The following is a 26802-nucleotide window of genomic DNA, read 5'->3' on the forward strand; positions in this document are numbered from 1 at the left end:
CCCAGACGGTTTGGGGCGCAGCCCGCCGCTCGGGGCGGAAGATCAGCGCCCCAAACGCAGGAACACGCCCCAAACCCCGCCCGCCCGCTTCGTCCCCCGCCCCGCTGGAAACGACGACGCCCCCGCACCCTCAACGGGGCACGGGGGGCGTCGAAAGGATGCCGTGAACCCGGCGCGGCGGCCGGGCGGCGCTCAGTCGCGGTCGCGGTCGCGGCGCTGGGGCCGGTCGCTGCGCTTGGCGGAGCGTCCGCCCTGGTCGAGGCGCAGGTCGATGAGCTGCCCCGAGATGCGCGTGTCGGCGAGGCGGTCGATCGTGTCGCGCGAGAGGTCGGCGGGGAGCTCGACGAGCGAGAAGTCCTGACGGATCTGGATCGCACCGAAGTCATTGCGACGCAGACCGCCCTCGTTCGCCAGGGCGCCGACGATCTGGCGGGGTTCGACGCGCTGACGACGACCGACGGCGATGCGATACGTCGCGAAGCGCCCGGAGCTGTCGCGGCGCGGACCACCGTCGCGCGAACCGGCGTCTCGGGATCCGCCGTCGCGCGACGGACGGTCGTTGTCGAAGCGCTGCTGGCGAAGGGTCTCCTCCTCGAGCAGCAGCGGGGTGTCGCCCTGGGCGACCACGGCGAGGGCCGCGGCGACGTCGGCCTCGGGCACGTCGTGGTGCTCGACGTAGTGGGCCACGACGTCGCGGAAGGTCGCGATCGCGGCGGTGTCCTCGAGGGCCGCGGTGATCGCGTCGTCGAAGCGGGTCAGACGCGTGGCGTTGACGTCGTCGACGCTCGGCAGCGACATCTCGGTCAGCGGCTGGCGCGTGGCCTTCTCGATCGCGGTGAGCATGCGGCGCTCGCGCGGGGTGACGAAGCTGATCGCGTCTCCCGTGCGGCCGGCGCGGCCGGTGCGGCCGATGCGGTGCACGTACGACTCGGTGTCGATCGGCAGGTCGTAGTTGACGACGTGGCTGATGCGCTCGACGTCGAGGCCGCGCGCGGCGACGTCGGTCGCCACGAGGATGTCGAGCTTGCCCGACTTCAGCTGGTTGACCGTGCGCTCGCGCTGCACCTGGGCGATGTCGCCGTTGATCGCCGCCGCGGTGTAGCCGCGGGCGCGCAGCTTCTCGGCGACGGTCTCGGTCTCGTTCTTCGTGCGGGTGAAGACGATCATGCCCTCGAAGTTCTCGACCTCGAGGATGCGCGTGAGGGCGTCGATCTTCTGCTGGTACGACACGATCAGATAGCGCTGGGTGATGTTCGCCGAGGTCGTGGTCTTGGTCTTGACCGTGATCTCTTCGGGGTCGTTGAGGTACTGCGCCGAGATGCGGCGGATCTGCGCCGGCATGGTCGCCGAGAACAGCGCGACCTGCTTCGTCGACGGCGTGTCGGCGAGGATCGTCTCGACGTCTTCCGCGAAGCCCATCTTGAGCATCTCGTCGGCCTCGTCGAGCACGAGGAACTTCAGCTCGCTCAGGTCGAGGGTGCCCTTGTCGAGGTGGTCCATGATGCGGCCGGGGGTGCCGACGATCACGTCGACGCCGCGGCGGAGGGCCGACAGCTGCTGGCCGTAGCCCTGCCCGCCGTACACGGGCAGCACCGAGACGCCCTTGATGTGGGCGGCGTACTTCTCGAACGCCTCGCACACCTGCAGCGCGAGCTCGCGGGTGGGAGCGAGCACGAGTGCCTGCGGGTTCTTGTGGCCGGTCTCCATCTGCGACAGCACCGGCAGCGCGAACGCCGCGGTCTTGCCGGTTCCGGTCTGGGCCAGGCCCACGACGTCGCGGCCCTGCAGCAGCACGGGGATGGTGGCCGCCTGGATGGCGGAGGGGGTCTCGTAGCCGACGTCCTTGAGGGCCTTGAGCACAGCGGCATCCAGTCCCAGGTCGGCGAAGGTGAGCTTCTCGGGGGTGGTCTCAGCCTCAGCGGAGTCGACGGGGGTTTCGGATGCCATGACTCCACGGTAGTCTCCTGCGCGCCCGATCGCGGGCTCGGGTCTAGCCTGAACCCGCGCGCCGATGCCGGCGCCGCGTCGCGCCGGGGCACCCGGCGTTCACCGAAGGGCCCTACCGTGACCGACATGTCCGCGCCCGGCACCGCTCCCGCTCCCGCCGTCGGCCGACGTCCCGTACTGGCGTGGGCCCTGTGGGACTGGGGTTCGGCGGCGTTCAACGCCGTCGTCACGACGTTCGTGTTCAGCACGTATCTCGCCAGTTCGCTCTTCGTCGATCCGGCCGTGGTCGCGGCCGCCGGGGGCGACGACAAAGACCCGGCGCTCGTGCGCGCCCTCGCCGACAACGCGAGCCTCGTCGGGGTCGCCCTCATGATCGCGGGCGTCGTCGTGGCCCTCGTGGCCCCCGTGCTCGGTCAGCGCTCCGACGGCACCGGCCGGCGGAAGCTCTGGCTCGGCATCAACACGGGGGTCGTCGTGCTCGCCATGGCGGCGATGTTCTTCGTCGAGGGGACCCCGGCGTACCTGATCCTCGGCGCGACGCTCCTGGCCGTGGGCAACGTGTTCTTCGAGTTCGCGAGCGTCAACTACTACGCGATGCTCACGCAGGTCTCCACCCGCGAGAACATCGGCCGCGTCTCGGGCTTCGGCTGGGGCATGGGCTACGTCGGCGGCATCGTGCTGCTGCTGCTCCTGCTCGTGCTCTTCATCCAGAGCTTCTCGAACCCGGATGCCGGGGGCCTGCTCGCCGTGAGCAAGGAGGGCGGTCTGAACATCCGGATCGCGATCCTGGCATCCGCTCTCTGGTACGCGGTGTTCGCGATCCCGGTCCTGGTGCGCGTGCCCGAGATCCCGGCGCAGAGGCGGCAAGTGCGGGTCGGCTTCTTCCGCTCGTACGTCGTGCTGTGGGGCACGCTGCGCTCGCTCTGGCGCGACAGTCGACAGGTGCTGCTGTTCCTCGTCGCGAGCGCCGTCTTCCGCGACGGTCTCACGGGGGTGTTCACGTTCGGGGCGATCATCGCGGCCCAGGTGTTCGGGTTCAGCTCGACCGAAGTGCTCTACTTCGCCGTCGCGGCGAACGTCGTCGCGGGCATCAGCACGTTCGTCGCCGGGCGCTTCGACGACCGGTTCGGCCCGAAGCGCGTGATCCTGGCCTCCCTGATCTGCCTGATCGTGCTCGGCACGACGATGCTCTTCATCGGCACGTCGCAGGCGGGCTTCTGGATCGTGGGCCTGGGCCTGTGCGCGTTCGTGGGGCCGGTGCAGTCGGCGAGCCGGTCGTTCCTCGCGCGCGTGGCGCCCGAGGGACGCGAGGGCGAGATCTTCGGGCTGTACGCCACCACCGGTCGCGCGGTGTCGTTCCTGGCCCCGGGCCTGTTCGCGCTGTTCGTCGGGATCACGGGCGACACGCGCCTGGGCATCCTCGGCATCGTGCTGATCCTCGGGGCCGGCCTGCTGCTGATGCTGCCGGTGAAGACGAAGGCGGCCGCCATCGCCTGAGCCCGCGCCACCCGCCCGCTGGGCCCTGGCCGCATCGTCGGCGTGCACAACTCCTGAAGATTCGTCGGACCGACCAGTGGCGACCCCGGAACCACGCGGATGCCGCCCCGGCGCAGTCCGAATCTCCGGAGTTGTGCACGAGCGACCACGCCGCCCGATGCACGGATGCGGCGAGATCCCGAGCCGTCGGCCGCGGCCCCTCCCGCACCTCCGACGCGCACAACTCAGGAAAATCCGACGGCGGCACGAGCCGCAGCCGCGGAATCCCGCGGGTGTGCAGACCCACGCGAAACGAATCTCCGGAGTTGTGCACGAGCGACCGCGCTACGCGGCAGCGTCGGCGCCGGCGATCAGTCGCGCGGCCAGGCGTCGGCGAACTTCGCCAGCAGACGGGCGAACTCGGCGCGCTCGGCGTCGGTGAATCCCTCGAGGGCGGAGCGCACGGCATCCCGCCGCCGACCGCGGAAGCCGGAGACGAGCCCCTCCCCCTCGGGAGTGAGTCGCACGCGCGTGCGGCGCGCGTCGTCGGGGTCGGGCTCGCGCGCGACCAATCCCATCTGCTCGGCCTGCTGCACGAGGCGCGACGCACGCGGCTGATCCACGCCGATCGCCTCGGCGATCTCGCTCACCGACAGCGGGCCGGATGCCGCGATCAGCGCGTCGAGCAGGCGCAGGCGCGCGGGACCCCCGAAGCGTCCGCGCGCCGGATCGGCCCACGGCGGCGCGCCGCGGCCCCACGGGCCGCCATGTCCTCCGTGGGCTCCGTGCGGGTGGTGGTGCGCGTCGGGGGGAAACGGCGGACGGGGGCGCCGACCGCGCAGGCGAGCCAGGGCCGCAGCGATCTCGTCGGCGGGGTCGAAGGCCATGCCCCGACTTTACATGTCTCTTGACAAGCATCGGGAATACATGTCACAGTACATCCGTTGTCACATGACATGTAATGGCGGAACCTCCGCCGACGAAAGGACTTCTCATGACCACCTCCACACCTCTCGACCCCCGCAGCTTCGCCCACCGCCTCACGACGGTCGGTCATGCGCTGCACCACCGCCTCTTCGCGCAGCTGCGCGACAGCGGCATCCCTCCCAAGACCGTGCTCCTGCTCAGCGCCGTCGACGGTCGCGTCGACGCACCGTGGATCACCGCGCGCCTCGCACGCGGCGGGAAGCGCCTCGACGCCCTCGTGGAACAGGGCTGGATCGCCCGCGGAGACGCGGGCTGGGCGCTCACCGACGAGGGCCGCGCGGTCCTCGATCGCGTGGATGCCACCCGCACGGCGCTGCTCTCCGAGGTTCCGGCCGAGGAGCTCGTGCGCCTGACGACCGCCCTCGACGCGGTGTCGACCGCCCTGGGCCTCGACGGGGGCGACAGCGACGGCGAGAACCGTCGCGGCTTCGGGCCCGCGTCCGGCGCCGGTCGCGGCTTCGGACCCTTCGGGCGCGGCTTCGGACCGGGGACGCGCGGCTTCGGCCCCCGCTTCGGTCCGGACGCGCACGCCTTCGGGCCCCGCGGGCACGGCGGCGAGCGCGGCTTCGCGGACGGCGGGCGCAGCTACGAGCACGGCGGGCACGGCTTCGCGCACGACTCCGCGCACGGCGAGCGGAGCTTCGCGCACGGCGAGGAGGGCTACGGCGAGGCGGATCACGGGCGCCCCGGTGCCCACGACAGCGCAGAGCACCACCGCGCCGGCCACGGCCGCGGGTGCGATCCGCGCCGTGGCGACTCCGGACACGGGCGCGGTCACCACCGCGGTCACCGTCACGACGACCGCCGATCGTCGCAGCGCGCCTACGAGCGTGGATTCGACGCCGGTTTCAGCCGCGGCCGCGAGGCCTCGGCATCCGGTGACGCGCCGGCATCCGCGTGATCATCGATAAACGCTCTCCGTGGCGAGAATCACACGCGCACCGTGTTTCTCGGCAGGAATCGCGTTTATCGGTGGACCCGCGCCGCTCCCGAGCGCATGAACGGACAGCCCCGTCGAGGTCGACTCGACGGGGCTGTCCTCGTTCGCGGGCGGGTCCGCGGGGGCGTCAGCGGCCGGCCGACCCCGCATCGGTCGTGCCGACGTCGGTGCGGTGGAAGTTGAGCGCCGAGCGCGAAGCCGTCGGGCCCCGCTGACCCTGGTAGCGGTTGCCGTAGGGGCCGGAGCCGTAGGGGTTCTCGGCGGGCGAGGTCAGGCGGAAGTAGCAGACCTGGCCGATCTTCATACCCGGCCACAGCTTGATCGGCAACGTCGCGACGTTCGACAGCTCGAGGGTGACGTGCCCCGAGAAGCCGGGGTCGATGAAGCCGGCCGTGGAGTGCGTGAGCAAACCCAGGCGTCCGAGCGAGGACTTGCCCTCGAGGCGCGCGGCGACGTCGTCGGGGAGGGTGACGCGCTCGAAGGTCGACCCGAGGGCGAATTCGCCCGGGTGAAGAATGAACGGCTCGTCGGGCTCGACCTCGATGAGACGCGTGAGCTCGGGCTGGTCCTCGGCGGGATCGATGAAGGGGTACTTGTGGTTGTCGAACAGCCGGAAGTACCGATCGAGACGCACGTCGACACTGGACGGCTGCACCATGGCGGGATCGTAGGGATCGAGGCCGAGACGGCCGTCGTCGAGGTGGGCCCGGATGTCGCGATCGGAGAGCAGCACGGGTTCAGCCTAGAGGCGCCGCTCCCGACGCCCGCCGAGATGACACGCGACGACCGAGAAGACGCGACTCGACCGTCTCGGGCGGGTCATCTGGGCACGCGACGGTCATCGCGGCGACACCTCGGACGCGCGGAGGCCCTCGACGGCGGACGGATGCCGGGCGGACGCTGTTATGCTGGCCGGGTCGCCGCGAGGCGCACGGGGCTGTAGTTCAATGGCAGAACTTCTGCTTCCCAAGCAGACAGCGCGGGTTCGATTCCCGTCAGCCCCTCCGATGCCCTCACGGGCGGCCACCGGCCGCGCGGGAGGGCATTCGTGTTGCCATGATGCGAACCCTCGGGTGGCTCACGCCGCCGGAGGCTCCGCGCGCTGTGCAGCGGCGCGTGGGGACGATTCCGGTCAGCCCCTCCCCTGCCCTCATGGGCGGTACCGGGAGGGCATCCGTGTCGTCGCGAACCGCATCCCCGGCCGGGCCTCTGCCACCGGAGGCGGCGCCACATAAGCGACGATCTTCCTCGCGCGAACCGGTCCACGGCCCATGGGGCAGGGTGGGAGCATGTTGAGCGACGCCGAGCAGGAGGAACGGGCGCGACTCTACGCGCGCGTGTACGCCAGGGGCGCGACCGTGGACCAGGCCCTCGTGACCCGCCTGCACGAGCTGGATGAGCGGGCGCGGATGGCTCCGGCGGAGCCCGAGGCCGACCCCGCGGTGTGGGACGGGACCGCGGGAACGCCCGAGGAGGCCGGCGGCCCGGCGCCGGACCGCCGAGCCGAGGCGCAGCCCGGCGACACGTCCGGGCCGATCTCGTCGCCCTGTCGTCGCTTCGCCGTCGAGGTGAAACGCCGCGAAGCCCTCATCCCGCTCCTCGCCGCAGTCGCCGGCCTCGTCGCCGGCGTGGTCGTCGGCGCGACCTTCAGCCCGCCGCGCGCCGGCGGCGACATCCCGGAACTGACCTACGCCGCGACCGCCGAGGACAGGCTGCCGTTCCCCGAGATGGCGGGAATCCTCGACCCCGCGTCCGTGCGTTTCGTCGCCAGCACGGAGAACGGTCTCGTCTACGTCGGGCGCCAGCCCGACGTGCCCGGCGAGGTGTGCATCGTGGTCGTGTTCTCGAGCGTTGCCGACGGCGCCGACGCCCAATGCGGTTCCACCGATGTCACCGCCCAGGTCGACCCGGACACCTGGGTCGTCATCGGCGAACCGTCCACGGCGAAGATGAACAATCTCCTCCTCAGCCGGTTCGAGGTGGATCAGCTGTCCGAGAGCATCAGCCTCTACGCGCTGCGCGACCGGACCTGACGGTCGCGCGGGGACCGCGTCAGCCCAGCTCCGCGCTCGTCACCACCCGCGCCCCCGCGCCCCCGAGTGCCGCGAGGAAGGCCGCGTGCACCGCCTCGCCGGGCACCTCGACCCCGCCGTAAGCGAGACCGGGAGCGGCGCAGGCGTCGCCGACGACCGTCACGGCGTAGCCGAGATCGACGGCGGCGCGGACGGTGGCATCCACGCACATGCTCGTCATCATGCCGACCACGAGCAGCTCGCTCGCGCCCAACGCGCGCAGACGCTCGTTCAGGTCGGTGCCGATGAAGGAGTTCGGTGCGTGCTTGACGATCACCGTCTCGTCTGAGGCTGGTGCGACGCGCGGGTCGATCTCCGCCCCGTCCGTGCCGATCTCGAGGAAACCCCCGCCGGCCGGGCTCTCGTGTCGCACGTGGATGACGGGAGCGGACAGGCCCCGCTGACGCGCGAGAACGCGTGCGGCGGCGTCGGCCGCGGCATCCGGGTCGACCAGGGGATGACGGCCGCCGGGGAAGTAGTCGCGCTGGATGTCGATGATCACGAGAACGGGGTGCATGCCTCGAGTCTGACCCGCGCGGGCCCCGGCGGCGAGGGGTTGCCCGATCCCCGCACGCGACGCACCGCGCCGCGTCGCCGGGCGGCTCAGCTGCGCAGGTGCGACGCCCCGTTCAGGTCGAGGATGGCTCCCGACGCCCACTGCGAACCCGGCGAGCTGAGGTAGACCACGGCATCCGCCACCTCTTCCGGGGTCGCGACGCGGCCGAACGGACTCTGGTCCCGGATGCCGTCTCCGGCGGGCCCGTCGAGCTTCTGCTGCTGCCGGTCGGTGCCCACGAACCCGGGGGCGACGCTGGTCACGGCGATGCCGTGCGGGGCGAGGGCGACCGCGAGCGACTGGCCCATCGCGTGAAGGCCCGCCTTCGCGGCGCCGTAGGCGGGGAACTCGGGCTCGCCGCGGAAGGCTCCGCGCGAGCCGACGTTCACGATCGCGCCGGGCAGGCCTCGATCGATCATCGATCGGGCGACGAGGAAGGTCGTGTTGGCGGGCGCGCGCACGTCGATGTCGAGCATGCGCTCCCACGTGCGGTTCCAGTCGGCGTAGTCGACGGTGTCGATCGGGTGCGAGGTCTCGGGACTCGGCGCGATCGCCGCGTTGTTGACGAGCACATCGATACGTCCGAACGCGGCGAGAACGTCGTCGACGGTGCGCTGAGCGACCGCGGGGTCGGAGAGATCGCCGCCGACGACGAGGTGCCCGTCACCGTGCAGGAGGGTGAGCGTGTGCTCCGCGGCATCCCGATCGGAGCCGTAGTGCACGGCGACGCGATCGCCCCTCGCGCTCAGGGCCACGGCGATGGCCCGGCCGATTCCGCGCGACGCGCCGGTGACGAGGGAGTGCTGCATGCATCCATCCTGCGGGATGCCGGGTGTCCGGGCGCCACGCGCGAAACGGCGGTGCCGCCCGGACGGTCCGGGGCTCGCACACCGGGACGATGACCGGTCGCATCCGGTGTGGAGGGCCCACGCTACGTCGGTCGTGGGGGGCGGAGGTGGGGTTGACGAGCTCCCCCCGGGGGTGCGGGGGCCCCGGCGCCGCCGGAGGACGACGAGCAACCGCCCGCGGTGCGGCGGGTGGGCTGGTCAGGCGCGGGTGAAACCGTCGAGGTCGGGATCCCAGAACGCGTCGGGGTTGTCGGTGTCGATGGTCTGCTCGTGCGCGACGGCCGGGGCCTTCGGGAAGCGCTTGTGCTGACGCAGCTCCTCGGCGGCCCAGGAGAAGTCGGGCTCCTCGCCGGCGAAGTCGTCGGCGGGGGCGCTCAGGACGTCGTTGCCGACGCCGATGACGAGCTCGGCCTCTTCGGTGTCGCCCGCCTCGGTCACGATCGGGATGCTGACCGCCTCCGCCTGTCCGTCGGCGGCGATCGACGCGGTGAGCTGCACGAGCGCCTCCGCCACGTCATCTGTCGTGGTCACGGTCTCACCGGCGTAGGTCACACATCGCATGTCCTCATCGTGGGGGGCGCCTCGACCGCCCGGGGGCAGGTTGCCCTCGGGCTGCGGTATCCGATAGGGCGCCGTGTCGGAGGCCCGCGCTAGTGTCCGAAGCATCGCGGAAGGAGCCGACCCATGGCCGACGCACCCGAGCTGACCGTCGACGACGTCACCGCCTGGCGCGACTGGCTCGACGCCCACGAGAGCGAGAGCGACGGGGTGTGGCTCGTGCTCGCGAAAAAGGGCACGACCTCGCCCACGACTCTCACCTATGCCCAGGCCCTCGACGAGGCGCTGTGCAGCGGGTGGATCGACGGGCGTAAGCAATCTCGCGATGCCGCGACCTTCCGCCAGCACTTCACCCCCCGCCGCGCGCGGTCCATGTGGTCGGCGCGCAACGTCGACATCGTCGCGCGCCTGATCGAGGAGGGGCGCATGCGTCCCCGCGGCGCCGACGAGATCGCTCGCGCAAAGGCGGACGGACGCTGGGAACGCGCCTACGCCGGATCGGCGACCATCGAGGTGCCCGGCGACCTGCAGGCGGCCCTGGATGCCGCGCCGACGGCCGCACGCCGGTTCGCCGCCCTGACCCAGGCGGAGCGCTACTCCGTGCTGCATCCGATCGTCACGGCCGCCACCGACGCCGGGCGCGCGGCGCGGATCGCTCGTCATGTCGCGGCCCTGGGGGCCGAGCGGACGACCTGAACCGCCCTGGCCCGCCGAGGCCGGGAGACAATGACCTCATGCGCGCGCGACGGTCCCTCGGTGTGGTGGTCGCGGCATCCCTCGCTCTCGGCCTCGCCGCCTGCGCGGATCCGGGCCCGGCCCCGACCGCGCCATCCACCGCCGTTCCGGCCGATGGACCGGTGGTGTCGTTCTACGGCGACTCCTACACGCGCGGCACCGGTGCGAGCTCGCCGGAGAACCGGTGGTCGACGATCGTCTCAGCCGAGCGCGGGTGGCAGGAGATCAACCGCAGCGAGAACGGCCTCGGCTTCGTGAACCGTCGCGCCTCGATGCGCGACGGACTCGACGACATCCCCGCCCTCGTGATCGCCGACCACCCCGACATCGTGTTCGTGACGATGGGCCTCAACGACAACTTCAGCTACGACACCCGCGCCGACGACATCCACGCGACGATCGACAGCGATCTCACGCGCCTGCGCGAGGGGCTGCCCGACGCGCGCATCGTCGTCGTCGAACCGTTCTGGTACACCGACGACAGGCCCGCCTCGGTCGACATCATCGCCGGGTGGGTCGAAGACGCCGCGGACCGCATCGGTGCCGACCACATCAGCGGCGCCAGCCACTGGCTCGACGGGCACTACGCGACGGCGCAGGTGAGCTGGATGGCGGGCGACGGGCTGCACCCGAACGACATCGGCTACGCCGTCATGGCGGAGCGGATGGATGCCGCGCTCCGCGCCCTCGATCCGCCGCTCTGACCCTCGAGGTCGGGGCGCGGGATCCCCGCCCCGAACGCCGGAATGCACCCCGGGAGGTCGTCGGCGCACCGGAACTCGCGGAACGCCCTCCCCCTCGCCGAGGCTTCAGGCGGGGGCGGCCGTGCGGGCGCGGAACCACACGGTCAGCTCGCGGACTGCGCGGATGCTCGCCTCGTCGTCGTCGGACTCGAGGTCGTCGAAGGTGTCGCGGAACCCCTCGGGCGCCGGTGTCGCGGGCGCGATGATCGGTTCGTAGCCCATCGTCCACTCGTCGAAACGCCGCTGATCGAGCTGCTCGGTCAGCAGCACGCGGACGTCGGTGTGGCGTGGATCGCGGCGGATCTTCGCCATGAGCTCGTCCACGGCATCCTCGGGCCCCTCGAGCACCTGGAAGAACCGACCGCGGCGGTACAGCAGCATGCCGGAGAGGCCGTGCTCGTGGTTGGAACGTCGACTCTGCGCGAGGAGCTCGGCGAGACGCTCGTCGTCGAAGGTCTCGACGGCGCGACTGACGTACGACACGGCGGTCAGCGGAGCGCTCATGCGCTGCCCTCCCCGATGGCGCGCGGCGCCGGCACGCGCACCTGCTCGAGGGTGATGACCTCGTCGTGCGGCGGCTGGCCGTTCGTGACGGCCGCCATCGCGGCGGTGAGGGTGCGGAAACTGCCGACGACCCGCGACGAGCCGTCGAACGCGAGGTAGCCCCCGTCGGCCTGTCGGTCGATGTAGCCGAGGAACATGCCCTTGCGGCTGCCGACGTGGAACCCCTCTTCGACACGGGCCCAGATGACGCCGGCGCCGGGGCGGTCGGGAGACACCATGCTCACCGCTCCTTCCGCCCGGGATGAAGCGCCGGGCACGAGAGACCGTACCGGGGGCCTCCGACACGCATCCGCCCTTGACAGAATGCGGATCGCGCCTCCCCGCGGCCGAGACCGGGCCCTCTTCCGCCGACGGCGATCACCACTCCGGGCCTGGCTGGACGGAGAAAACGCCGCCGATCGGGGGAAAATTCTTACACCGTAAGCCGACGGCATCCGTCAGCCACCGCCGCGCGCGAGGCCGTCGAGGCCGTCATGGGGTGTCAGACTGAAGCCCCCGGAGGTGGATGCGATGTCCCAGGAAACGCAGAATGCGCCGCGTTCGAGCGCGCGCAGACTGAGTCGCGACCTCATCGTCAGCACCGCCCTCGCGCAGATCGACAGCCGGGGCGCGTCGGGCTTGTCGATGCGCACCCTGGCGCAGGAGCTCGACGTCGAGGCGATGTCGCTCTACCGCTACGTCAACGGCAAGGAAGACCTGCTCGAGGCGATCGTCCGGCTGCTGATGCATGACCTGCTGGCCGCCCTCCAGGACGCGTCGACGCAGCAGTGGCAGAGCTTCCTGCAGATCACCGCCCACGAGGTGCGGCGCATCGCCGTGGAGCACCCTCGGGCCTTCCCGCTCGTCGCGACGCGGCACCCGGCCGCTCCGTGGCTGCGGCCGCCGCTGCGCAGCGTCGAGGTCGTGGAGATCTTCCTGTCGACGCTCCTCGAGCAGGGCTTCAGCGACGCTCAGGCCGCGAGCGCCTACCGTGCCTTCAGCAGCTTCCTGCTCGGACAGCTGCTGCTCGAGTCCGCAGTCCGCGGCGCACAGACCGGACCCGTGGAGGAGCCGCTCGACGAGGGCGACGCCGACATCCCCGCGGACGACGGCACCGCGTCGCTCGACGACGCCCCCACCGTGCGCCACCTGCGGGCGCTGCTCAGCGAGGATCACGCCGAGGAGGAGTTCGAGGTCTCGCTCGAATCGCTCCTCGACCGCCTCGACCGCGAGCTGTCGCAGTAAGCGGCACCCCGGGGGCCGCGCTCAGGCGATCGCGGAGCGGATCTGCGCGGCGTCGTCGGTGCCGGTGGCCTCGACGATGAGCCCGCACTCGACCCGGTACATCGCGAAGGACGCGATGCTCACGCGCGTGCGCGTCGGAGCGACGAAGGCGTACGGGCCGGTGTGACCGCCCCCGCCCCGCAGGTGCACGGCAAGGCGGTCGTCTTCGACGAGGAGCTGGATGCGCTTCCACTGCCAGTCGGGGAAGCCGTGCAGCAGGTTCGCGTAGTCGGCGATCCAGGCGTCGGCGCCCGCGGGCAGGTGCGCGCGACGTACCGACGGGTGCAGGAACTCACGGACCCGCTCGACGTCGTGCCGGTTCAGCGCCTCGAGGAAGTCGGCGAACCACTCCCGCATCTCCCACGGCTCCATCGGTCCATTATCGCCAGCGCGTGACACCCCCGTGCCGCGCGCGAGTCGCCGGATCTCGTCGCTTCGGCGGGCTGTGCGGCGACGGATGCCGGCGAGTCACGCGCCTGGGGCGGGGGCACGAAGCGCGTCGGCCAGACGGCGGGCGCCGCGCACCGCGATGGCGACGCTCGTGAGCGTCGGGTTCATCGTGTTCGCCGTGGGGATGAGGGCGTTGCCGCCGACGACGAGGTTGTCGAAGCCCCACACGCGCGAGAACGGGTCGGCGACGGAGGTCGCGGGGTCGGTTCCCGCCCGCATCGTGCCCATGAAGTGCAGGCTCGAGCCGTTCGGCAGCAGCCGCGGCTCGGCGATGAACGTGCCGAGGGCCTGCCCGGCCCGGCGCAGACGCGCGGTGGCCTCGGCGATCTCGGCGTTCTCGCGCTCGGTGAGGGCGTACTCGATCGTGAAGTTCGGCATGCCGCGGTAGTCGAGCTCGTCGTCGCTGAAGGTCGCGCCGTCCTCGACACGGGGGAATTTGCGCGTCCCGAAGCCCATGTTGACGTACCCCCACCGGTTGCGGGCCGCGGGGTGGTCGACGGGGAGCGGGAACGGCGGGGTCTCGGCGTACATGATCTGCGCCGAGTACGGGTGGTCGGGCTCCGAGAACGGGATGCGGTTGACCGCGGCCACGGGGTCGGCGGGGTTCGTCGCCCGCCGGGCGAGCTCCGTCTCGAGCTCCGCGTCGGAGACCAGCGCGCTCATGCGCTCCGCGTCGAGGGCGACGGTGCTGATCACGACGTGGTGCTCGGTCAGGTAGCGGCCGAGGGGCGCGGGACGGATGCCCGAGGCCCAGAGCAGCTGCGGGGAGCGGAAGGCGTCGGCGGCCACCACCACGGCATCCGCCTCGACGAACGACTCCTCGCGCGTGCGGAGGTCTTCGACGACCACGCCACGGACGTGGGCGCCGTCGTGCTCGATGCGCCGCACGAGCGTGAGATCGCGCAGCTCGAAACGCGCCGCCGTGTCGGTGCCCGGCTCGATGAGCGGGCCGAGCACGGTGTCGGCTCCCGCCCAGCGCATCGTGCCGTCGGGCTGCGGGTCGCCCGCGACCGGCAGGGTACTCACGCCATACCCCTCGGGTAGCTCGGCGGCGAACTCGCGGTCGAGGAGGGTGCGGATGGCGGCGCCCACGGGTGAGTCCGAGAACGCCGCGCTCTGCTTGTGCAGCAGGTCTTCCGCGGTGGAGATGAGATCCTCCCACTCGTCGTCGGCGATGAAATCGAGCTTCTCGCTGAAGGCCGGGCGCGGGATGGCGCAGGTCCAATGCGCGCCCTGCCCGCCGACGTTGGTCGCGGCGGCCGCGGCGGGGAACGCCGGAGCGTGCGCGGACCCCTCGCCGCCGAAATCGAGAAGGTGCGTCCCTTGACGCGCGGTGAACATCCCCTCCACGACCGCCCCCGCGAGGATGCCGAGCGCGTCCCGGTACTGTCCCGCCTGCGGGCCCTGCGACATCTCGCGGGCGCGCGCCTTCTCGTCGGGGTCGGTGAGGTTGCGCACGCTCTCGCCCGGGCGCGGAGTCACCTGGGGACCCGCCTCGAACATGATCACGCGCGCGTCGGGGAGCGCCTCCAGGAGCAGGCGGGCATAGGTCGATCCGATGGGCCCGCTGCCGACGACGGCGATGGTGGGGGTGACGGTCATGATCTCTCCTTCGAGGTCGTTCAGGCGGGCTGACGGTCGGGAACGGGGGGCGAAGACGCCGGCATCTCGTCCGACAACCGCGCCGACGGCAGGAGCAGCGCGATCCCGACTCCGCACGCGTAGACGAGGGCGAGCCCGAGGAAGACGGGCGCGAAGACGTCGTGATAGACCTGCCCGATCCCCTCCTGCACCGTCTCGGGCAGCGAGCGGGCTGCCGCGGGCGTGAGGGTCGCGGCATCCAGCCCCGCGGGAAGACCCGCCGCCACCGCGAAGCCGACGACGCCGCCCACCACCGCGGTGCCGACGGCCGCGCCGATCTGCCGCACGAGGTTCGTCGTCGCGGTGACCGCACCGAGGTCGTCGCGCGACGCGGCACTCTGCACCACGGCGAAGATGAGGTTGGTGAAGGCCCCGGTCCCGATCCCGACCGCCGCCATCACGACCATCGGCACCCACAACGGCATCCCCGCGGGTAGAAGCGCCATCGCGGTGAGTCCGAGCGCGGCGAGCGCGGTGCCCGCCACCGGGTAGAGCCGGTAGCGCCCCGATCGGCTGACGAGCCATCCGGTGAGCAAGCTGCTCACGAGCATGCCGAGCACGGTCGCGATGGGCACGAGCCCCGAGACGGTCGCGGTCGTGCGGTACGCCATCTGCACGTAGGTCGGGACGTAGGCGACGACCGAGAACAGGCCCGCTCCGACGACGAGCGAGAGGCCGAGGCAGACGAGGATCGTGCGGTCGCGCAGGATCCGCGGAGGCAGGATGGGCGCCGCGGCGCGACGCTCGATGGCGACCAGAGCGAGGATGCCGATGACGGCGACGACTGCGCACACGATCGCCGCGGGACGCAGGGCGTCGTCGCCGATCCACGTCACCGCGAGGATGAGGCCGACGAGCGAGACGGTGAACACGATCGAGCCCGGCACGTCGAAGCGCGGGTGCGCGCCACCCGGTAGCCGGGGGACGGCCGCGAGCACCAGCACGAGGGCGACGAGCCCGACCGGGAGGTTGATCCAGAACACCCACGGCCAACTCCAGTAGTCGGTGATGAGCCCGCCGACCACGGGACCCACCACGATGGCGATCGGGAACGCCGCCCCGATCACGGCCATGTAGCGCGGACGCTGGCGGGGGCTGGTGACCCGGGCCACGATCGTCTGCGACATCAGCTGCAGGCCGGCCGAGCCGAGGCCCTGAACGACGCGCGCGGCGATGAGCCAGCCGAGGTCGGGCGCGAACCCGCACGCGAGCGACGCCACGAGGAACAGCACGAGCGAGACGACGAAGACCAGGCGCGGTCCGATGACGTCGCCGAGCTTGCCGAGCACGGGCAGCATCACGGTCGCGGCGAGGGTGTAGCCGACCATGATCCAGCTCATGTGCTCGAGGGCGCCGAGGTCGCCGGCGATCGTGGCGAGGGAGGTCGAGACCACGGTGTGGTCGAGGGCGCCGAGGAACGACACCGCGAGGAGGGCGGCGACGAGGATGCGTACGCGCGCGGGAGAGAGAGTCATGCGTGGGGCGCCCGTAAGACCGGGCGATCGACGCGACCGTGTGTGCCGCTCCGGCTCCCTCACCGGGCGAACGGACCCGAGGGCCCCGACGTCCCCCTCATCATACCCCACTTATGTCGGAATTCAACATTACTGGAGGGCTCGCGAGAGCAGCGTCGCCGCCCCCGAGAGCGCCTGGCCCCCGTCGACGCCGATCTCGGCGCCCGTGAGGAACGCCGCGGCATCCGAGAGCAGGAAGGCGACGATCCCCGCGACCTCGGCCGATTCCCCGACGCGGCCCAACGGGATGATCGCCGTGTTCGCCTCCGCGAACGCCGTCGGCGCCGACGCCGTCATCGGCGTGCGGATGAAGCCCGGGTGCACGAGATTCACCCGGATGCCGCGGGGCCCGAGTTCGGTCACGCACGCGTGCGTGAGGCCGCGCAGCGCCCACTTGCTCGCGGTGTACGCGGCCGTGTAATGCCCGGTGAGCGCGGCGACCGACCCGATGTTGACGATCGAGGATCCGGCATCCATCAGGGGCAGGAGGGCCTGGATGCCGAGCATCGCGCCCGTGACGTTGACGGCGAACACGCGATCCCAGTCCGCGCGCCCGAGCTCGCCGATGCGCGCCCGGTGGGTGATGCCGGCGTTGTTCACGAGACCGCGCACGCGCCGCCCCGCGAGCGACGCGGCGAGCGCCGCCCAGTCCGCCTCGCGGGAGACGTCGAGGCGACGGTAGGCGATCGCGGCCGTGTCGGAGAGCGCGGGGGCGTCGTCGGCGAGGTCGAGGGCGATCACCTCGGCGCCCGCCCGGGCGAGGGTGAGCGCCTCCTCAGCCCCCTGTCCGGCGGCGGCGCCGGTGACGACGAAGAGGTTCCCGGTGAGACCGGGGGTGCTCATCTGGTCCGAGCCCTCGACCGCTGCCGCGCCCGCTGCACGGGCGGTACCGCCACCCGCTCACCCACGACGTTCACGATCTCGCCGACGCCCTCGATCACCATGCGCACCTCGTCGCCCGGCTCGAGCGGGCGCGGGTCGAGACCACCGCGACGGCCCCACAGTTCGCCGAGGCAGCCGCCGTTGCCGACCGTCCCCGACCCGAGCACATCGCCCGGGACGACGACGGAGTTGCGCGCCGCATAGACCACGAGCTCGGGGAAGGGCCAGCCCATGTTCGACACCAGGTCGTGACCGATCAGTTCGCCGTTGACGTACAGCTCCGCCCGCACGGCGAGGAATCCGTCAGCGTCGAGGAACGGTTCGAGCTCGTCGGCCGTGATAATCCACGGCCCGAGGGTCATCGCGAAGTCCTTGCCCTTCGCGGGACCGAGGCGCACCTTCATCTCGCGCGACTGCAGGTCGCGGGCGGACCAGTCGTTCATCACGGTGTAGCCGAAGATGTGGGATGCCGCGGCCGCGGCATCCAGATTCTCGCCGTCGGAGCCGGGCACCGCGCCGATCACGACGGCCAGCTCCAGCTCGACGTCGAGGCGCTGCGTCTCGGGGACGGTGACGACGTCGCCGGTCGCGCGGACCGTGTGCGGGTTGGTGAAGTAGAAAGTCGGGGCTTCGTACCACTCGGGCACGACCTCGCTCTTGCCGTCGACCGAGGCGCTGACGCCCTCGACGTGCTCCTCGAAGGCGACGAAGTCGCGGATCGACGCGGGCACGAGCGGGGCGAGCAGGCGCACCTCGGCCAGCGGCCTCCCCGCGTCAGCGTCGCGGCGCGCGAAGAGCGCGTGCGCGGCATCCAGCCCCTGCGCGAGCACCTCGGCGACCCGCAGACCGTCGGGGAAGGGCACCACGACGTCGCCCTCGACGAACCCTTCGCCCACGTCGGCACCGTCGGCCCACCGCGCGATCCTCATGCGTGCACCCGTGTGCGCATCAGCTCGTCGGCGTTGCGGCCCAGGATGCCGTCGACCTCCGCCGCGGCCAATCCCGCGCCCCGCACGAAGCCGACGGGATCGTCGAGCCCCATGTCGAACGGGAAGTCGCTGCCCAGCAGCACCCGGTCGGCCCCGGCCGCCTCGACGAGCCAGCGCAGCGCCCGCTCGTCGTGCACGACGGTGTCGAACCACAACTTCGACAGGTACGTCGAGGGGGCGTGCGCGCAGCCGTGCGCCTCGGGGCGCACCTTCCACGCGCGGTCGGAGCGGCCGATTGCGGTGGGGAGGTATCCCCCGCCGTGCGCCGCGACGAGACGGAGCCCCGGATGCCGATCCAGCACGCCCGAGAAGATGAGGTGCGACAGCGCGACGGCGTTCTCGGTGGGCTGGCCCACCGTGTTCGAGAGGTAGAAGCGGTCGAGCCGCTCGTCGAGCGAGCAGCCGAAGGGGTGCAGGAACACCACGGCGCGCAGCTCCGCCGCCCGCGCCCAGAACGCCTCGAGCCGCTCGTCGCTGAGTTCGACGTCGCCGGCGAAGGAGGAGATCTCCACGCCCGCGAGCCCGCGCCCGAGCACGGCGTCGTCGAGCGCGTCGACGACGAGGTGCGGGTGCTGCAGCGGTACGGTGCCCAGGCCCACGAGCCGGTCGGGCGCCTGCGCGACGTGCTCGGCGACGAGACGGTTGGCCTCCCCTGTCGTCCAGGTCGCCAGGCCCTCGCCCGCCCACGGGTAGAAGTGGTTCGGAGAGGGGCTGACCCACTGCGTGTCGACGCCCTGGGCGTCCATCGCGGCCAGGCGGGCCTCGACCGAGGTCAGGCGCGGGAAGCGCTCACCGATCATGCGACCCGAGGCCTGCAGGCTCGCCAGGCCGTTGCGGCGCAGTTCGAGGTCGGCCGCGGCCTGCACCTCTTCGGGCACCCGGCGCTCGACCTCGGCGTGCAGCCCCGGCATGAGCAGGTGGGCGTGGACGTCGGTGACGCCGTGCCCCGCGACGGCGCTCACGCGCGGGCCGCCGTGAGCTGTGCGACGCCGAACATGAGGCCGCCCATGTCGGCGTCGCGGACGCCGTCGAGCTGCCACTGGCCGAGCTGCACGGAGGCGTCGACGATCGCCTTCGCGCGCGCCACCCGGCGCTCGTGGAAGGAGTCCCACAGCGCCTGGTCGACGGCATCCCTCTCGGTCAACAGCTCGCTGAGCACCGCCGCGTCTTCGAGGCCCTGGGCGGCGCCCTGGGCGATCGTCGGGGGGCAGCTGTGCGCGGCGTCGCCGATGACCACAGCCCGGCCGCGGTTCCAGGGAGCCTCGACGAGGTGGCGCGTGAACCACGTGTAGTTCGCGTCGGCCCCGGCCTCGATGTCGGCGCGGATGTGGTTCCACGGACCGTCGTAGGCGCGGGACTGCTCGACCATGATCCGTCGCGCCTCCTCAGCAGAGACGTGCGAGCGGTCCTGGGCCGCTTCGACGAGGAAGGCGTACATCGTGTCGTCGCCCGTGGGCGTGTAGCCGGCGATGTACATCGGGCCGCCGTAGTAGAGCTCGCTGCGGTCGACGTCGGGCGGCAGCGACACGAAGGTGCGCCAGATGCCCATGCCCGTCTGCTCGGGGGAGACGTGGATGCCGATCAGCTCGCGCACCGCGGAGTGCAGGCCGTCGGCGCCGACGAGCAGGTCGAACGTTCCCGCGGGTTCGCCGTCGACCTCCACGGCGACTGTGTCGTCGGTCTGCGAGATGCCGGTGACGCGCGTGCCGAAGTGCACGCGCGCCCCGTGGCGCTCGGCGGCGCCGAGGAGGATGCGGGCCAGGTCGGGGCGCGACATCCCCATCGTGGAGGGGTAGTCGGGGCCGCCGGTCTTCAGGTCGGGAAGGGCCGCGACCACGGGCGCGCCGGGTCCGGGCGCGCGGAGGTTGAGTCCCTCGAAGGCGTTGCCCGCGGCCGAGACCTCGTCCCAGACGCCGAGCTCGTCGAAGACGCGCAGGGCGTTGCCCTGCAGGGTGATGCCCGAGCCGCGCGTCGACAGCGCAGGTTGGGCGTCGTACAGGTCGACCTCGACACCGGCCTTCGCGAGGAAGATGGCGGTGGCCAGGCCCGCGACACCGGCTCCGGCGATCGCGACTTTCTGAACGGCGGTCATGTCAGAACCTCTCTGTTCTGGGACGGGGGTGTTAGAGGAGGGCCAGCGGGTTCACCGGCGACCCGACGGCCCCGGTGATCGGCAGCGGGGGAGCCGCCAGCAGGAACTCCCAGCGTGACGCCTCGGCGCACGCCGACGCGAGCTCGTCGAGGTTCCACATCTCGCCGATCGTCAGTCCCAGGTTCGGGATGACGACCTGGTGCAGGGGCTGGAACGCCGGCACGTCGAACTCGTTCGGCCGCACCTCGAACCCCCACGTGTCGGTGGCGATCGCCGCGATCTCGGTGCGGTGCAACCACCCGGCGGTGGTGAGCGAGAGGCCGGGCGCGGGGCCTCCGGCGTAGTCGCCCCAGCCCTCGCGACGGGCACGGGTGTAGTGGCCGGTGCGCACGAGCACGATGTCGCCGCGGCGCACCTCGACGCCCTCGGCGGCAGCGCACGCCTCGAGGTCGGCGACGGTGATCGCGTGGCCGTCGGCGAGCTCCCCCGTCTCGGGCGAGAGGTGCCGGCCCACGTCGAGGAGCACCCCCCGCGAGACGATGACGGATGCCGCGTGCTCGATGCCCGTGACCAGGTCGCCGTCGCTGGTGACGACGTCACCCGCCCGGCGGCCGTTCCACGCGAAGCCGTGGTCGAAGATGTGACCGAGGCCGTCCCACTGCGTCGAGCACTGCAGGGGCATCGCGATGACGTCGTCGGCACCGCCGATGCCGTGCGGGAAGCCCTGGTTGCCGCGCTCGGCGTCGGTGCCCGTGTCGGTCATCGTGTGCACGGGGTTGGTGCGGCGGCGCCAGCCCTTCTGCGGGCCGTCGGTGTCGAACGGCTGCGAGAGCGAGATCGAGCGCCCCTCCCGCACGAGGGCCGCGGCCGCCCGGCGGATGTCGTCGTCGATGAAGTTGAGCGTGCCGAGCACGTCGTCGTCGCCCCACCGCCCCCAATTGCGGTAGGCCTCGGCGCGCAGCGCGATCTCGGCCTCGGGGTTCTGCCGGTCGAGGTCGGCCGGATTCTCCGACGGGAGCTGCGCCGGAGCGTCGAGCCCCTGAACCGCAGCGTCGGGACCCTGAACCGCAGCGTCGGGACCCTGAGCCTGTCGAAGGGTCACGACCCCGCCTCCCCCACGCACCGCACGACCTGCGTGCCGAGCGCGCCGATGGTCCCGGTCATGACGTCGCCGTCGCGCAGGAACCTCTTCCAGTGCTGCCCGTTGCCGGCGGGGCTGCCGGTCAGCAGCAGGTCGCCGGGCAGCAGGGGGTGGGTCTGCGACGCCGCCGAGACGAGGGCGGGAACGTCGAAGAGGAGGTCGGAGGTGTTGGCATCCTGCATCACCTGCCCGTTCAGCTCGAGACGCACCGCGGTGTCGGCGGGGTCGACGAAGCGCGCGGGGACGAGGAGGGGTCCGGTCGGCAGGAACCCGGGGGCGTTCTTGGCCCGGTACCAGTCGGTGCCGATCTCCTTCATGTCCTTGCGGAAGACGAGGTCGCGCGTCGTGATGTCGTTGACGATCGTGTATCCGGCGACGTGGTCGAGGGCGTCTTCGCGCGAGACCCGGAAGGCCTCCTTGCCGATCACGACGGCGAGCTCGAGCTCCCAGTCGTGCACCTCGCTGGAGGCGGGGAGCACGAGCGGCACGTCGTCGCCGACGACGCACGCGGGGAGCCCGATGAAGAAGTACGGCTCACCGCTGCGCGCGCGCTCGTCCATCATCTCGGCGGCGAAGGCGTGCGCCTCCTCGGGCGTGCGATCGGTGTTCTGCGTCAGTCCCGCCGCCACGAGCTGGACGACGTGCTCGCGGTAGTTGGCGCCGGTCTGCAGCACCTGGCGGGGCTCGACGGGCGCCGTGAGGGTGACATCCGAGAGCGGATGCCACTCCCCCGGCGCCTCGTCCCGAGCCGAGGCCAGGGCGTCGAGGCGATCCCAGTCGGGGTCGGCGAGGAAGGCGTTCAGACCCCCACCCAGTTCGTCGGCGGTGAGCGCGCGGATGCGGTCTCCGGCGACGAGACCGATGCGCACGGCATCCGCCTCACGGAAGCGCGCGAGCGCGAAGGGTGCAGTCGTCATGGTGGTGCTCACTTTCCCCGACCGGGATCTTCGCTCAGCCCCGGCCCTCGACGGCGTAGGGGTTCAGCAAAGCGTCCTTGATCTCGTCGGGCACGCCCTCTTCGGTGGCGCTGGGGCCGTCGGCGGGCGGGAACGACTCGGTCATCGACATCGGCATGCGGCCGTTGCGGTAGAAGTTGTTCGATCCCTGCGAGGGCTTCCAGGTGTTGGCCTCCCAGTCGGGCACGTAGTTGCGGTACCCGCCGGTGTTGAGCTCGATGCGCAGCGTCGAGGGCTCGCGGTAATAGAGGAACGTCTGCTCGCCGATGCCGTGGATGTTGGGGCCGTACTCGATCGGCACGCCGTTCTCCATGAGGGTGTCGGCGGCGATGAGGAGCTCTTCGCGGGTGTCGACCCAGAAGGCGTAGTGGTTGATGCGGCCGGCGCGGCTCGAGCCGTCGAGCACGACGCCGAGGTCGTGCGACTTCTCGTTCGTCGTGAGCACGGAGAACACCGAGATCGGCGCCTCGTCGAGCACGGTGCGCGCCATGAAGCGGAAGCCGAGCGTGTCGACGTACCACTGCACGAACGCGTCGACGTCCTGCGTGGCGACCGTGACGTGGTCGAGCTGACGCGGGGCGCCGGCGACGCCGCTGCGCTTCTCGGGGCGGTCGGGGTAGATCGACGCGGTGTGCGGCTCGGCGCGGTGACGCTCGACGTCCCAGTGCAGGGTCATGTTGTGCCCCTGCGGACCGGTGAAGCGGAAGGCCCGGCCGATGCCGCGACCCTCGACCCACTCGCCCTCGATGCCGGCGGCCTGCACCCGCTTCGCGGCCTCTTCCAGCGCCTCGGCCGACGAGGTGCGCCACGCCATGGTCTCGAGCGCCGGCTCGTCGCCGTGCGCCACGACGACGGAGTACGCGTAGTAGTCGCCCCAGCAGCGGAGGTACACGCGGCCGTCTTCGCGAGCGACCTCGGTCAGCCCCACCTGGTTGACGTAGAAGTCCACCGACGCCTCGACATCCGGGGTCGTGATCGCGACGAACGACAGATGAGAGAGAAGCTTGATCATCTTCGATCCTTTCGGTGAATCGGCTCGTTCCGACTCTTCCTCCACTATCCGACCGAAGTCGGTATCAGGGAAGCCGATCCTGTGGATGCCGCGTATCGGCCCGGCTTATCTCGTGACCGTCCGCGCGGCGTCGGAGGCGCCGGCTCGACCACCGCGTCCCCCTGAGGGCGGTGCATGTCCCGGAAGTGGGTGTCGGGGAGGCCGGCAACCGACCACAAGTGGGACATGCTGCGCTGAGGATGGCATCAGGAAGGGTGCGCGATGACGGCGTCGTCCGCGGCCAGCTGCGCCAGGTCGATGAGCGCGGCGCCCGATTCGACGGCGTCCACGATCCGGCGCAGTGCGAGACGCTCCGGCGACTCCCGGCGGACGGGCGCCCAGCGCCGACCGCCCTCGTCGTCGAAGGCCACCTCGCACCGCGGAGACGCCGAGTCCACCCGCGCCTCGACGCGCGTCGCGCCGAGGGCGGTGGCGGCGACAGCGCCTCCCACCCCGCCGCCGATCACGCGCGTCACGCTCACGCCGACGCCGTCGTCGGCCCGCAGCGCCAGGACCGCGGCCACGGGGGTGTCGACGCGCGCGACGACCGACAGCGCGCCACCGGCCAGCACGCGCGCCCACCCGACCGCATCGCGGAGGAGAGAGGCGGCATCCGTCCGCCCACCCCACGCGTCGACGACGACGTGCCGCGGAGCGACGAAGCCGGCCGAGGCATCGGCGATGACGTCGGGGCGCAGTCGACGACGCATCACCGCGACGGGCGACGTGATCGCTCGGAGCCCCTCGTGCACCTCCGGGGCGGCCGGCTCGGGCTCGTCGATCACGAATCCCGCCGCGCCCGTCAGGCGCTCCCACCACGCGCCGCGACCATCGACCACGCGGATCGCGCCGCCCCCGCCGCCGAGCCGCACGCGCGGAGCGAGTTCGGCCACCGCCACACGGTAGGCGGCGAGGTCGGTCCGTACGTCTCTCACAGCTCCACTCCCGTTCGCACGGCCGCGGCCGCCGCGTCGGCGATCGCCATCACGAACGCCGCATCCGCGCGGAGTTCGTCGTACTCCATCGCCGTCTCCCCGCGCAGCAGGGCCGCGAGAGCCCGCCACTCGGCCTCATAGCCATCGCGGCGGTCGATCGGGTAGACGGTCTGCACGCCCTGGGCATCGCGGACCGTCGTGCGGGCCCCTCCGACGTGCACGAAGGGCGGGGGGAAGTCGACCTCGACCCACGCGCCCGCGGTGACGACATTGACGCGCCACAGCGAGTCGGCGCCCTCGGGGAGCATCACGGTCGTGAACCGCACCAGCGCGCCGTTCGCGCGCAGGGCCAGGTCGAAACCGACCGGGGCCACCGGCCGCGCCCACACCAGGTCGGCCGGGGCCGACACGAGGTCGCGCACGAGGGGCAGGTCGTGCACCCCGAGGCCCGCGACCAGCTGGCGCACGATCGCCGCGCTCGACTCCGGGTCGTCGAGGTCGAGGGGTGGGCGTCGCGCCGACGGACCCGCCGGGAGGGCCTCGCCCATCGTCAGCGCGTGGTACCGATCGTTCGGCGACAGGCACAGCGTCACCGTCACGGCCGAGATCCGCCCGTCGAGGGCGCTGAGGTGATGCGTCGCCCGCGCCCACGCCGGGTCGAAGAGGTGGTTGGTGCCGACCACCAGCAGCGCTCCGACGGCCGCGCACTCGGCGACGAGGCGATCGGCCTCCTCCGCGGTGTCGGCGAGCGGTTTCTCACAGAAGATCGCGCGCCGTCCCGCGGCCAGGCTCGCCCGCACGTGCTCGGCATGGAGAGCCGGCGGGCTGCAGATCGCCACGACATCGACCTCGGGGTCGGCGAGCAGCGCGTCTATCCCCGTGGACGCGCGCGCGTCGAATCTCTCGGCGATCCGCGCGGCCCGTCCGCTTCCGGCGTCGCTGACGTGCACGAGCCGGAAGTCGTCGCCCGTCCGCGCCAGGGTCGGCGCGTGCAAGGCCGCGACGCCCGGCCCCGACCCGATGATGCCCACGCCCCACGTCATCCCGGCCCCTTCGCCCACTTCAGCGCGAAAAATGCCGAAGTCAGGGACTAATGAACCATAGATGCCCGGATTTCGGCAGAGGGCGACCCCGCCTGTGTGAAGATCAACGCATGGCGAACGTGTCCACCCTCCGCTTCGGCGCGCAGACCGACGAGGTCACGAGCCTGCTGCGCATCGTCAACATGGTCCGCATCGGCGAGGCCGTCACCCGCCCCGAGATCGGTCGCGTCACCGGCCTCGGCCGAGGAGTCGTCGCCCAGCGCGTGGATCGTGCGGTCGAGATGGGGTTCCTCGAGGACGCCGAGTTCGCCCCCTCGTCCGGGGGACGCGCCCCCCGCACCCTGCGCTTCCGCGCCGAGCGGGGGCGCCTCGTCGTCTGCGCCCTCGGCGGCCAGCACATCCACGTCGGTGTCACCGATCTGAACGGCGAGATCCTCCACGAGGCCCATCGCTCCTGGGACATCTCGAGCGGCCCCGAAGAGACCCTCGCGACGGCGACCTCGATGGTCGACGACCTGCTCGGCGCCGGCGACGGAACGCCCGTGTGGGCGGTCGTGGTGGGCCTCCCCGGCCCCGTCGACTTCGAGACGGGCCGCCCCGTGGCCCCGCCGATCATGCCCGGCTGGAACGGCTACGACGTGCGCACGGCGTTCGAACAGCGCTACGACGCCCCGGTCTGGGTCGACAACGACGTCAACCTGCTCGCCGCCGGCGAGCGCGCGCGACGCCGCGACGAGGGCGTCGATCTCATCTACTGCAAGGTGGGCACGGGCATCGGGGCGGGGCTCGTCTCGCACGGCCGACTGCACCGCGGCGCCAACGGCGCGGCGGGCGACATGGGACACGTGCGCGTGCCCGGAGCCGAGCACGTGTGCCGCTGCGGCAAGATCGGCTGCCTCGAGGCCGTCGCCGGAGGCTGGGCGCTCGTGCGCGACGCACGGGCGGCGATCGACGGCGGCGCCACGGGTGCCCTCGCCGACGCCGTGGCCGCGGGGAGCGAGCTGACCCTGGAGGGCATCACCCTCGCCGCCGCGCGAGGGGACGCGCTCGCCATCTCTCTCGTGCAGGCGTCTGCGCGACAGGTCGGCGAAGCCGTGGCCGCCCTGGTGAACATGTTCAACCCGAGCGTGATCGTGGTCGGCGGAGCCGTGGCATCCACGGGGGAACTGTTCCTCGCCGAGGTGCGCCATCGCGTGTACGAGCTCTCGCTCCCGCTCGCGACGCGCGATCTGGTGATCAAGACCAGCGAGAACGACACGCGCGAACCGGTACGCGGCGGGGTGGATCTCGCGCAGGAGCAGTTGTTCGAGGTGAGCCTTCCGCGCTGGTTCGCGGAGGGGCGCCCGACGGTGGCCGCGGTGCACGGGCTGAGCGGCTAACTTCTTCCCTTTTTCAGCATTAATAAGTAGGTTGTGAGCG

At 71.9% G+C, this 26802-nt stretch carries 27 protein-coding genes and 1 tRNA gene; 8 read left to right on the top strand and 20 right to left on the bottom strand.

What is annotated here, in order from left to right:
* Positions 1-192: 192 nt before the first annotated feature.
* The gene (locus tag RWH44_RS06065) at positions 193-1947 is read right to left on the bottom strand and encodes a DEAD/DEAH box helicase (protein ID WP_316003869.1); all 1755 of its coding nucleotides are present in this window, start codon (positions 1945-1947) and stop codon (positions 193-195) included.
* A gap of 126 nt (positions 1948-2073) precedes the next feature.
* On the opposite strand from RWH44_RS06065, the gene RWH44_RS06070 reads away from it, so the two are divergent.
* Entirely contained in the window at positions 2074-3444 is a 1371-nt protein-coding gene (locus RWH44_RS06070; protein ID WP_316004268.1) for an MFS transporter, read from the top strand.
* A 350-nt stretch (positions 3445-3794) separates the two neighbouring features.
* Here RWH44_RS06070 and RWH44_RS06075 read toward each other — a convergent pair whose 3' ends face one another.
* On the bottom strand, positions 3795-4310 hold the full coding sequence (locus tag RWH44_RS06075; RefSeq protein WP_316003870.1) for a MarR family winged helix-turn-helix transcriptional regulator: 516 nt from the start codon (positions 4308-4310) through the stop codon (positions 3795-3797).
* 107 nt (positions 4311-4417) lie between these two features.
* Between RWH44_RS06075 and RWH44_RS06080 the strand changes: the two genes are divergently transcribed.
* Positions 4418-5311 carry a MarR family winged helix-turn-helix transcriptional regulator gene (locus RWH44_RS06080; protein ID WP_316003871.1) on the top strand — a complete coding sequence of 298 codons (894 nt, stop codon included), beginning with the start codon at positions 4418-4420 and terminating at the stop codon, positions 5309-5311.
* A 166-nt stretch (positions 5312-5477) separates the two neighbouring features.
* Here RWH44_RS06080 and dcd read toward each other — a convergent pair whose 3' ends face one another.
* Positions 5478-6083, bottom strand: a complete 606-nt coding sequence (gene dcd / locus RWH44_RS06085) for a dCTP deaminase (protein ID WP_316003872.1) — start codon at positions 6081-6083, stop codon at positions 5478-5480.
* Positions 6084-6283: 200 nt separating this feature from the next.
* Between dcd and RWH44_RS06090 the strand changes: the two genes are divergently transcribed.
* Together RWH44_RS06090 and RWH44_RS06095 are read left to right on the top strand one after the other, a co-directional pair.
* Positions 6284-6354, top strand: a tRNA-Gly gene (locus tag RWH44_RS06090).
* Positions 6355-6639: 285 nt separating this feature from the next.
* Positions 6640-7383, top strand: coding sequence for a hypothetical protein (locus tag RWH44_RS06095; protein WP_316003873.1), 744 nt, complete (start codon positions 6640-6642; stop codon positions 7381-7383).
* Positions 7384-7402: 19 nt separating this feature from the next.
* On the opposite strand, the gene RWH44_RS06100 is transcribed toward RWH44_RS06095, so the two are convergent.
* The 3 genes from RWH44_RS06100 to RWH44_RS06110 all read right to left on the bottom strand — a co-directional run bounded on the left by RWH44_RS06100 (position 7403) and on the right by RWH44_RS06110 (position 9357).
* Positions 7403-7939, bottom strand: coding sequence for a cysteine hydrolase family protein (locus RWH44_RS06100; RefSeq protein ID WP_316003874.1), 537 nt, complete (start codon positions 7937-7939; stop codon positions 7403-7405).
* An 86-nt stretch (positions 7940-8025) separates the two neighbouring features.
* Entirely contained in the window at positions 8026-8787 is a 762-nt protein-coding gene (locus tag RWH44_RS06105) for an SDR family NAD(P)-dependent oxidoreductase (protein ID WP_316003875.1), read from the bottom strand.
* A 237-nt stretch (positions 8788-9024) separates the two neighbouring features.
* Positions 9025-9357 (bottom strand): hypothetical protein, encoded by a 333-nt coding sequence (locus tag RWH44_RS06110; protein WP_298876622.1) that lies wholly within the window; start codon positions 9355-9357, stop codon positions 9025-9027.
* Between the two features lie 153 nt (positions 9358-9510).
* Here RWH44_RS06110 and RWH44_RS06115 point away from each other — a divergent pair, with 153 nt between their 5' ends.
* Together RWH44_RS06115 and RWH44_RS06120 are read left to right on the top strand one after the other, a co-directional pair.
* Positions 9511-10080, top strand: a complete 570-nt coding sequence (locus RWH44_RS06115) for a YdeI/OmpD-associated family protein (RefSeq protein WP_316003876.1) — start codon at positions 9511-9513, stop codon at positions 10078-10080.
* Positions 10081-10118: 38 nt separating this feature from the next.
* Positions 10119-10823, top strand: coding sequence for an SGNH/GDSL hydrolase family protein (locus RWH44_RS06120; protein ID WP_316003877.1), 705 nt, complete (start codon positions 10119-10121; stop codon positions 10821-10823).
* A 105-nt stretch (positions 10824-10928) separates the two neighbouring features.
* Here RWH44_RS06120 and RWH44_RS06125 read toward each other — a convergent pair whose 3' ends face one another.
* Positions 10929-11366: a BLUF domain-containing protein gene (locus RWH44_RS06125; RefSeq protein WP_316003878.1), complete on the bottom strand. Its 438-nt coding sequence runs from the start codon at positions 11364-11366 to the stop codon at positions 10929-10931.
* A complete protein-coding gene (locus RWH44_RS06130) occupies positions 11363-11644 on the bottom strand; it encodes a hypothetical protein (protein ID WP_298876634.1) in 282 nt (93 codons plus the stop codon). The genes RWH44_RS06125 and RWH44_RS06130 overlap by 4 nt, the downstream gene beginning before the upstream one ends.
* A gap of 292 nt (positions 11645-11936) precedes the next feature.
* On the opposite strand from RWH44_RS06130, the gene RWH44_RS06135 reads away from it, so the two are divergent.
* The gene (locus tag RWH44_RS06135) at positions 11937-12650 is read left to right on the top strand and encodes a TetR family transcriptional regulator (RefSeq protein WP_298876635.1); all 714 of its coding nucleotides are present in this window, start codon (positions 11937-11939) and stop codon (positions 12648-12650) included.
* Between the two features lie 21 nt (positions 12651-12671).
* Here the strand turns inward: RWH44_RS06135 and RWH44_RS06140 are convergent, their stop codons facing one another.
* The 12 genes from RWH44_RS06140 to RWH44_RS06195 all read right to left on the bottom strand — a co-directional run bounded on the left by RWH44_RS06140 (position 12672) and on the right by RWH44_RS06195 (position 25383).
* On the bottom strand, positions 12672-13061 hold the full coding sequence (locus RWH44_RS06140; protein WP_316003879.1) for an ester cyclase: 390 nt from the start codon (positions 13059-13061) through the stop codon (positions 12672-12674).
* A gap of 96 nt (positions 13062-13157) precedes the next feature.
* Positions 13158-14741 carry a GMC oxidoreductase gene (locus RWH44_RS06145; protein WP_316003880.1) on the bottom strand — a complete coding sequence of 528 codons (1584 nt, stop codon included), beginning with the start codon at positions 14739-14741 and terminating at the stop codon, positions 13158-13160.
* 20 nt (positions 14742-14761) lie between these two features.
* A complete protein-coding gene (locus RWH44_RS06150; RefSeq protein WP_316003881.1) occupies positions 14762-16255 on the bottom strand; it encodes an MFS transporter in 1494 nt (497 codons plus the stop codon).
* 129 nt (positions 16256-16384) lie between these two features.
* On the bottom strand, positions 16385-17137 hold the full coding sequence (locus RWH44_RS06155) for an SDR family NAD(P)-dependent oxidoreductase (protein WP_316003882.1): 753 nt from the start codon (positions 17135-17137) through the stop codon (positions 16385-16387).
* The gene (locus RWH44_RS06160) at positions 17134-18105 is read right to left on the bottom strand and encodes a fumarylacetoacetate hydrolase family protein (RefSeq protein ID WP_316003883.1); all 972 of its coding nucleotides are present in this window, start codon (positions 18103-18105) and stop codon (positions 17134-17136) included. Before RWH44_RS06160 ends, RWH44_RS06155 begins: the two co-directional genes overlap by 4 nt.
* Positions 18102-19127 (bottom strand): amidohydrolase family protein, encoded by a 1026-nt coding sequence (locus RWH44_RS06165; protein WP_316003884.1) that lies wholly within the window; start codon positions 19125-19127, stop codon positions 18102-18104. Before RWH44_RS06165 ends, RWH44_RS06160 begins: the two co-directional genes overlap by 4 nt.
* The gene (locus tag RWH44_RS06170; RefSeq protein WP_316003885.1) at positions 19124-20257 is read right to left on the bottom strand and encodes an FAD-dependent monooxygenase; all 1134 of its coding nucleotides are present in this window, start codon (positions 20255-20257) and stop codon (positions 19124-19126) included. The genes RWH44_RS06165 and RWH44_RS06170 overlap by 4 nt, the downstream gene beginning before the upstream one ends.
* Positions 20258-20288: 31 nt before the next feature.
* On the bottom strand, positions 20289-21224 hold the full coding sequence (locus tag RWH44_RS06175) for a cyclase family protein (protein ID WP_316004269.1): 936 nt from the start codon (positions 21222-21224) through the stop codon (positions 20289-20291).
* Positions 21225-21355: 131 nt separating this feature from the next.
* Complete coding sequence (locus RWH44_RS06180; protein WP_316003886.1) at positions 21356-22315, bottom strand: fumarylacetoacetate hydrolase family protein; 960 nt, start codon at positions 22313-22315, stop codon at positions 21356-21358.
* Between the two features lie 34 nt (positions 22316-22349).
* The gene (locus tag RWH44_RS06185) at positions 22350-23366 is read right to left on the bottom strand and encodes a VOC family protein (protein WP_316003887.1); all 1017 of its coding nucleotides are present in this window, start codon (positions 23364-23366) and stop codon (positions 22350-22352) included.
* A gap of 245 nt (positions 23367-23611) precedes the next feature.
* Positions 23612-24298, bottom strand: a complete 687-nt coding sequence (locus RWH44_RS06190) for a hypothetical protein (RefSeq protein ID WP_316003888.1) — start codon at positions 24296-24298, stop codon at positions 23612-23614.
* A 38-nt stretch (positions 24299-24336) separates the two neighbouring features.
* Positions 24337-25383, bottom strand: coding sequence for a Gfo/Idh/MocA family protein (locus tag RWH44_RS06195; protein ID WP_316003889.1), 1047 nt, complete (start codon positions 25381-25383; stop codon positions 24337-24339).
* Positions 25384-25493: 110 nt separating this feature from the next.
* On the opposite strand from RWH44_RS06195, the gene RWH44_RS06200 reads away from it, so the two are divergent.
* Positions 25494-26762 carry an ROK family protein gene (locus tag RWH44_RS06200; RefSeq protein WP_316003890.1) on the top strand — a complete coding sequence of 423 codons (1269 nt, stop codon included), beginning with the start codon at positions 25494-25496 and terminating at the stop codon, positions 26760-26762.
* Positions 26763-26802 lie beyond the last annotated feature (40 nt).

Source organism: Microbacterium phycohabitans, assembly GCF_032464935.1.
In the GTDB taxonomy this organism is placed as follows: domain Bacteria; phylum Actinomycetota; class Actinomycetes; order Actinomycetales; family Microbacteriaceae; genus Microbacterium; species Microbacterium phycohabitans.

What these genes read in the sequence shown, in the direction of transcription:
- RWH44_RS06065 (WP_316003869.1), bottom strand. Translation starts at nt 1,947, where the DNA reads ATGGCATCCGAAACCCCCGTCGACTCCGCTGAGGCTGAGACCACCCCC.
- RWH44_RS06070 (WP_316004268.1), top strand. Translation starts at nt 2,074, where the DNA reads ATGTCCGCGCCCGGCACCGCTCCCGCTCCCGCCGTCGGCCGACGTCCC.
- RWH44_RS06075 (WP_316003870.1), bottom strand. Translation starts at nt 4,310, where the DNA reads ATGGCCTTCGACCCCGCCGACGAGATCGCTGCGGCCCTGGCTCGCCTG.
- RWH44_RS06080 (WP_316003871.1), top strand. Translation starts at nt 4,418, where the DNA reads ATGACCACCTCCACACCTCTCGACCCCCGCAGCTTCGCCCACCGCCTC.
- RWH44_RS06095 (WP_316003873.1), top strand. Translation starts at nt 6,640, where the DNA reads ATGTTGAGCGACGCCGAGCAGGAGGAACGGGCGCGACTCTACGCGCGC.
- RWH44_RS06100 (WP_316003874.1), bottom strand. Translation starts at nt 7,939, where the DNA reads ATGCACCCCGTTCTCGTGATCATCGACATCCAGCGCGACTACTTCCCC.
- RWH44_RS06105 (WP_316003875.1), bottom strand. Translation starts at nt 8,787, where the DNA reads ATGCAGCACTCCCTCGTCACCGGCGCGTCGCGCGGAATCGGCCGGGCC.
- RWH44_RS06115 (WP_316003876.1), top strand. Translation starts at nt 9,511, where the DNA reads ATGGCCGACGCACCCGAGCTGACCGTCGACGACGTCACCGCCTGGCGC.
- RWH44_RS06120 (WP_316003877.1), top strand. Translation starts at nt 10,119, where the DNA reads ATGCGCGCGCGACGGTCCCTCGGTGTGGTGGTCGCGGCATCCCTCGCT.
- RWH44_RS06125 (WP_316003878.1), bottom strand. Translation starts at nt 11,366, where the DNA reads ATGAGCGCTCCGCTGACCGCCGTGTCGTACGTCAGTCGCGCCGTCGAG.
- RWH44_RS06130 (WP_298876634.1), bottom strand. Translation starts at nt 11,644, where the DNA reads ATGGTGTCTCCCGACCGCCCCGGCGCCGGCGTCATCTGGGCCCGTGTC.
- RWH44_RS06135 (WP_298876635.1), top strand. Translation starts at nt 11,937, where the DNA reads ATGTCCCAGGAAACGCAGAATGCGCCGCGTTCGAGCGCGCGCAGACTG.
- RWH44_RS06140 (WP_316003879.1), bottom strand. Translation starts at nt 13,061, where the DNA reads ATGGAGCCGTGGGAGATGCGGGAGTGGTTCGCCGACTTCCTCGAGGCG.
- RWH44_RS06145 (WP_316003880.1), bottom strand. Translation starts at nt 14,741, where the DNA reads ATGACCGTCACCCCCACCATCGCCGTCGTCGGCAGCGGGCCCATCGGA.
- RWH44_RS06150 (WP_316003881.1), bottom strand. Translation starts at nt 16,255, where the DNA reads ATGACTCTCTCTCCCGCGCGCGTACGCATCCTCGTCGCCGCCCTCCTC.
- RWH44_RS06155 (WP_316003882.1), bottom strand. Translation starts at nt 17,137, where the DNA reads ATGAGCACCCCCGGTCTCACCGGGAACCTCTTCGTCGTCACCGGCGCC.
- RWH44_RS06160 (WP_316003883.1), bottom strand. Translation starts at nt 18,105, where the DNA reads ATGAGGATCGCGCGGTGGGCCGACGGTGCCGACGTGGGCGAAGGGTTC.
- RWH44_RS06170 (WP_316003885.1), bottom strand. Translation starts at nt 20,257, where the DNA reads ATGACCGCCGTTCAGAAAGTCGCGATCGCCGGAGCCGGTGTCGCGGGC.
- RWH44_RS06180 (WP_316003886.1), bottom strand. Translation starts at nt 22,315, where the DNA reads ATGACGACTGCACCCTTCGCGCTCGCGCGCTTCCGTGAGGCGGATGCC.
- RWH44_RS06185 (WP_316003887.1), bottom strand. Translation starts at nt 23,366, where the DNA reads ATGATCAAGCTTCTCTCTCATCTGTCGTTCGTCGCGATCACGACCCCG.
- RWH44_RS06195 (WP_316003889.1), bottom strand. Translation starts at nt 25,383, where the DNA reads ATGACGTGGGGCGTGGGCATCATCGGGTCGGGGCCGGGCGTCGCGGCC.
- RWH44_RS06200 (WP_316003890.1), top strand. Translation starts at nt 25,494, where the DNA reads ATGGCGAACGTGTCCACCCTCCGCTTCGGCGCGCAGACCGACGAGGTC.